At 56.1% G+C, this 4,533-nt stretch carries 4 protein-coding genes and 1 pseudogene; 3 read left to right on the top strand and 2 right to left on the bottom strand.

Translation table 11 applies throughout. The features are described 5' to 3' along the window. Window positions 1–241: 241 nt before the first annotated feature. Both KHU29_RS21845 and KHU29_RS21840 read right to left on the bottom strand, forming a co-directional pair. Window positions 242–730 carry a hypothetical protein gene (locus KHU29_RS21845; RefSeq protein WP_211455438.1) on the bottom strand — a complete coding sequence of 163 codons (489 nt, stop codon included), beginning with the start codon at window positions 728–730 and terminating at the stop codon, window positions 242–244. 37 nt (window positions 731–767) lie between these two features. After that, window positions 768–893, bottom strand: a pseudogene (locus KHU29_RS21840) (transposase domain-containing protein); the annotation flags it as partial. A 123-nt stretch (window positions 894–1,016) separates the two neighbouring features. Between KHU29_RS21840 and KHU29_RS21835 the strand changes: the two are divergent. From KHU29_RS21835 to KHU29_RS21825, 3 genes are read left to right on the top strand one after another with little or no spacing between them, the layout of a single operon-like run. Then, window positions 1,017–2,258, top strand: a complete 1,242-nt coding sequence (locus KHU29_RS21835; RefSeq protein ID WP_211455437.1) for a site-specific integrase — start codon at window positions 1,017–1,019, stop codon at window positions 2,256–2,258. Further along, window positions 2,255–3,181: a tyrosine-type recombinase/integrase gene (locus KHU29_RS21830; RefSeq protein ID WP_211455436.1), complete on the top strand. Its 927-nt coding sequence runs from the start codon at window positions 2,255–2,257 to the stop codon at window positions 3,179–3,181. The genes KHU29_RS21835 and KHU29_RS21830 overlap by 4 nt, the downstream gene beginning before the upstream one ends. Next, complete coding sequence (locus tag KHU29_RS21825) at window positions 3,178–4,179, top strand: tyrosine-type recombinase/integrase (RefSeq protein WP_211455435.1); 1,002 nt, start codon at window positions 3,178–3,180, stop codon at window positions 4,177–4,179. Before KHU29_RS21830 ends, KHU29_RS21825 begins: the two co-directional genes overlap by 4 nt. Window positions 4,180–4,533: the final 354 nt, after the last annotated feature.

The raw sequence follows: 4,533 nt of genomic DNA, 5'->3' as shown, positions 1-4,533 counted from the left end.
GCCAGCCGGATGCCGACGTCATGGACCTGCTGCCGTTCAACTTCCAGCCGCAAAACGCGACAGCCGCTGGCTAACTCGGCCAGCGCCATGTCCACGCCAGTGGCCGTGTGCTTAATTCAGCGCTTACACTACAACTGATCACGGCTTGATTCTGCAATACGTTCAAAAAATGTAAGCGTGATGGCAGTACCGTTATTGACATTGGGCGTGCCGTAAGCAGAACTGCTGCCTATAGCAGAGCTTAGAGATCGATGATCTTGCGTAGTAGCCCCGGAGGTACGCGCCACTGCTCGCCGTCGCACAGAATGGAGTATGTCTTGGTGTTCATGCGCGTGATGGTGCCAATGCGCTCGCGCAGATGCTTGTCGGTGAAGGCGGCTGTGTCACCGAGCTTGAACGCAGGCACGTCGACTGGGCGGGGTCGGCCTGGCGATGCCTGCTCGGCACGCTGGGCCGGGTTGGCCACAATGGCGGCGTAAGGCAGCTTCCAATGCGTGCGCGTCATATCGTCCTGGACCGTCAGTTGTGTAGGCTGTAGTTGTAGCACTCGACCAGGCGCGAGGGTACCGCGGCGATGGTCGAAATACATCACCTGGGTGCCGAGGTGCAGATGGCGGCGCACCTCAAGAATGCGCCTCGGGTCGGCGAGCATCTGGTTGATGGCCAGGCTCAGTTCATACAGATCAAGGCTGGGGGCATTACGCAAGGCGTCAAGAAGGCGGGTATCCATGTCGCCAGTTTATCGTAAGCGCATCTCAGGCTGGCAGCTATCGCAAAAGGTCAGCGACGTTCCAGGGCAACAGATCGCCTACGCGGTTGATCGGATAGTCGGCGATGTGAGTCAGCACATGGCGCAGATACGCCTGCGGGTCGATCCCGTTGAGCTTGGCGCTTCATGCCGAGTTCTGAACTATGCCGAACCGGTAGAAACGATAGGTCATTTTTCCAGTAATTCACGAGACTTGCGCTCGGCATATTCTGGTGTTCTCTCCTGTTAATTTTCGAAAGGGAAGAACATGACTACGAGCGCATATTACAGCGGCCCCAAGATCCTTCAGCGTCTGCATGAGGGCCCGCTGGGTGTTCATATCGATATCTACGCGGCGAAACTATTGAAGGAAGGGCATTGCCAGCAAAGTGCATGGCGTAGCCTTCGCGTCGTCTGTGACTTCAGTCACTGGCTTGCCCGTAAACGGCTCGATTTGCATGACCTGGATGAGCAAACAGTCAAACAATACGAGCGATTTCGCCTTCGTTATCGATGCCCATTCGTGAGCGACCACTCTGCACTGCAAAGACTACTGACAGTGCTTCGTGAGAACGACGCAATAGCGCCAAGACCGACTGTAGTCCTAAGCCAGCTCGACCAGATCGTGGAGGACTTTGACCGATATTTGAGCCTGCAATGCGGACTTGCGCGCGTTACTATTACCCGCCACATCCCCGTTGTTCGCCGATTCTTGCATGAGCGATGTGCCGGAGGGAGCGCGCAGGTCTCGCGCATGACAGCCGCAGACGTAGTCAGATTTGTGGAGCGTCATGCGGGCGACCACAGTCCGCGCTCTGCTCAGTCTATGTGCTGGTCACTCCGTGCATTTACGCGTTACCTGCAGTACCAGGGCTACATTGCCACTGACCTGGCCAGCAGCGTGCCGAGCGTAAAGCAGTGGAGACTCGCGTCGCTTCCCACTTACCTATTGCCCCAGCAGGTTCAGAAGATTCTCGATAGTTGCGATAGATCCAGTCCAATGGGGATGCGGGACTACGCGATTTTGCTGTTATTGGCTCGCCTCGGATTGCGAGCCAGCGAGATTGCTAAGCTGACGCTAGACGATATCGACTGGCAATTAGGGCAATTGACCACGAGGGGGAAAGGTAGACGACAAGATCAATTGCCGCTGCCAGCAGAGGTCGGTGCTGCTATTGCTGACTATCTGCGACGCGGCCGACCACGATCCGAGAGTCGCCGGGTATTTATCCGTGTCGCTGCTCCACACATCGGCTTTGCGTCGTCCTCAAACGTTTCCATGATCGCCAAGATGGCGCTCGTGCGTGGCGGCATTGACGGTGTCGCACACAAAGGTGCGCATCTGTTCAGGCATAGCCTGGCTACACAATTGCTGCGAGCTGGAGCATCGCTGACCGAGATCGGTCAACTTCTGCGTCACCAGCAACATGACACGACACGGATCTACGCGAAGGTCGATATCTCCACCCTGCGAAGCATCGCACTCAAGTGGCCTGGCGGTGCATCATGAACACGCTTCAATTGGCCCTCCAGAGGTATGTGGCAATGCGTCGCGGCTTGGGGTTCAAATTCCAACAGCAGGAGAAACGTCTGACGAACTTTGTTCGCTTCATGGAAGAGCGCGGCGCCACCGTCATTACACACAAGCTTGCTCTTGAGTGGGCAATGCTGCCACAAGATCGACGGCCATCCTGGGCCCTGCGTCTGACCGACGTGCGTGGGTTCGCCCGGCATCTGCACAGCCTGGAGGCGCAAACGGAGGTGCTGCCAACTGGAATACTCCCGGGACCATCTCGCGCAAAGCCATATATCTATACCGATACGGAAATCCGGACATTGCTGGCGGCGGCGCTGGAACTGCCGCCAACAAATGGCTTGCGTCGCTGGACCTATTATTGCCTGTTCGGACTGCTTTCCGTGACAGGATTAAGGATCAGCGAAGCACTCAGCCTGCGTCGCGACGACGTCGATCTGGCGGAAGGCATCCTGACTATTCGCGACACGAAGTTCGGCAAGTCGCGCCTGGTCCCTTTGCATGCGACTTCGCGGCATGTCCTGGTGAACTATGCGCAGCGCCGTGATGCCCATCTCTCGCCTGCACGCAGCCCGTATTTCTTCGTCGCCGAACAAGGTGGCAAGTTGTTGCTTCAGTACGTCTACAAGGTGTTCTGGCGGCTTTCGCGGCAAACAGGCCTGAGAGGTCAGACGGATCATAATGGCCCTCGTCTTCATGACTTTCGGCATCGCTTCGCGGTTCAGACCCTGCTGAATTGCTATCGATCCGACCGCAGCGTTGAGCTCATTCTGCCGGCGCTATCAACCTACTTAGGTCACACCTGCGTGCGCGACACTTACTGGTACCTATCTGCTTGTCCTGAATTGATGGGACATACTGTCCGCAAGCTTGAGCAACACTGGGAGCGTACGTCATGAAACCAGCTCCTAATCTGCCAAAGTTGATAGAGCGCTTCTTCACGGAACGGTTGATGCGGCAACGGCATGTGAGTTCCCACACGATCGAATCATATCGGGATACGTTTCGTCTATTGCTGAAGTTTGCGCAGGCACGATTGCATATACCGCCCTCGAATCTCGATTTGCGCGATCTCGATGCACCATTGGTCAGCGCGTTTCTCGATGACCTAGAGACGTGTCGTACTGTTAGCGTGCTCACGCGTAATCTACGCCTAACGGCAATCCGCTCCTTCTTTCGTTTCACGGCGTTCGAGGAGCCCGCTTATAGCGCACATATCCAACGCGTATTAGCGATACCCAGCAAGCGCCACGATAAGCGGGTGGTTCAGTTTCTGACAAGACCCGAGATCGAAGCACTCCTCGCCGCCCCTGATCGAGCAACTTGGGTGGGGCGTCGCGATCACGCGCTGTTGCTGCTCGCCGTTCAGACTGGTTTGCGGCTTTCGGAGTTAATTGGACTTGACCGTGACGCCGTTATGTTCGGCAAAGGCGCACATGTGCGTTGCCTTGGCAAGGGACGCAAGGAGCGATGTACGCCGCTCACCGGACATACGATTGCTACCCTGCAGATCTGGTTTCAGGAGCCAAGTCGAAATGGCGTGCAAACAGTCTTTCCTAGCATACATGGCGATCGGCTTAGCGCTGATGCAGTACAGTACCTCTTGGGCAAGTACACAGCGATCGCGAGCGCACGATGTCCATCCTTGAAGACGAAGCGGGTGTCCCCACACGTGCTCAGACATACCGCTGCCATGGAACTGCTACAGGCGGGCGTGGACAGTTCCATCATTGCGCTGTGGCTAGGGCATGAATCTGTCGAGACCACGCAAGTCTATTTGCACGCGTATTTGGCAATCAAAGAAGCGGCGCTGGCCAAGATCAAGCCATTGAACGGCAGGAAATTTGACCGGTACCATCCTGGTGATCAACTGCTTGCGTTCCTCAACGCCCTGTAGCTACTCCGACTATGCCGAGTGACGGCTTCAATTTCCTTGCCGAACGGACATGTCCATCGTACCGGAACATTGAAGCTCGGCATAGTTCAGGACTCGGCATGAAGCGCCCTATGCCGCATGCGGCATAGGGCGCTGACGATGAGCGAGTACATGGCGGCGGCACGTTCGCCGCCACTGTCGGCGCCTAGAAACATAAAATTCTTTCTGTTAGGTCAAATTTGACCTAAAAGGAATTATCCTCGGTTCGGAATTATGTACGCCTTGCAGTTTCGATTCCCTATGTTTGCCTGCCGGGCGCTCGCGTCTGCGGCACTCACTACCGGTCGAACTTTACATAAAAATCGTGGTTTCCTG

It is taken from the genome of Collimonas antrihumi, from assembly GCF_018304965.1.
Taxonomy (GTDB): domain Bacteria; phylum Pseudomonadota; class Gammaproteobacteria; order Burkholderiales; family Burkholderiaceae_D; genus Collimonas; species Collimonas antrihumi.
Note: the sequence above shows the minus strand (reverse complement) of the source record. Positions and strands in the feature narration are given on the sequence as shown.